This is a genomic window from Streptomyces sp. 13-12-16, from assembly GCF_002114215.1.
GTDB lineage: Bacteria > Actinomycetota > Actinomycetes > Streptomycetales > Streptomycetaceae > Streptomyces.
The window spans coordinates 1-973 of sequence record NZ_NCTE01000982.1; the positions used below are offsets into that span (position 1 = coordinate 1).

Sequence of the window (973 nt, forward strand, 5' to 3'; positions counted from 1 at the left end):
AGGCGGGCGCCCCTGTGGACGCGGGGGCGCGGGCGCCCCGGCTGCGGGGGGCCTCCTGACGGAGGGGCCGGGTGCGGTGCACGGGCCGTCGGCGCCGTGCGGCAGACTCGGGGCGTGCGAGAGATTCATGTCATCGGTATCGGCGCGGGCGACCCCGACCAGCTGACCCTGCAGGCGGTCAGGGCGCTGCGGAGCACGGACGTGTTCTTCATCCTGGACAAGGGCGAGGCCAAGGCGGACCTGACCCGGCTGCGCCGGGACATGCTCGACACGCACGTACCGGGGGGTGACTACCGCGTCGTCGAGGCACGTGACCCGGAGCGGGACCGGACGGCCGGCGGGTCGGCCTACTCCCCCGCCGTCGGGGACTGGCGCAGCGCCCGTGCGGACATCTACGAGCGGATGATCTCCGAGGAGCTGGGCGAGGACCAGACCGGGGCGTTCCTGGTGTGGGGGGACCCGGCGCTGTACGACAGCACGATCGGCATCCTCGAGGAGATCCTGGAGCGCGGCCGTGTCGCCTTCGACTACGACGTCGTACCGGGCATCAGCAGTGTGTCGGCGCTCGTCGCCCGGCACCGCACGGGGCTCAACCGGGTCGCCCGCCCGGTGCAGATCACCACGGGGCGGCGGCTCGCCGAGGGGTTCCCGGAGGGCGTGGACGACGTGGTGGTGATGCTGGACGCCCACCAGAGCTTCCGCGCGTACGCCGACCAGGACGTCGACATCTACTGGGGCGCCTACATCGGCACGCCGGACGAGATCCTCGTCTCCGGGCCACTGGCCGAGGCGGCCCCCCGCATCGAGCGGCTCCGCGCGGAGGCCCGCGAGCGCAAGGGCTGGATCATGGACACGTATCTGCTGCGCCGCAGACCGGCCGAGGGCTGAGCGTCCCGTTCGGTGCGCCCCGGCCGCCGGCCCGCCGGGGCGCACCCGGGCACGGCCTGCCGCTCACGGCCGGCCGGGGGCGTCC

Annotated in this window: 1 protein-coding gene; it reads left to right on the forward strand. The window is 74.5% G+C overall.

Going from position 1 to position 973, the window contains the following annotated elements; genetic code table 11:
* The first annotated feature begins 114 nt into the window (after positions 1-114).
* Positions 115-888 carry a precorrin-6A synthase (deacetylating) gene (gene cobF, locus B7767_RS33680; protein ID WP_179167397.1) on the forward strand — a complete coding sequence of 258 codons (774 nt, stop codon included), beginning with the start codon at positions 115-117 and terminating at the stop codon, positions 886-888.
* Positions 889-973 lie beyond the last annotated feature (85 nt).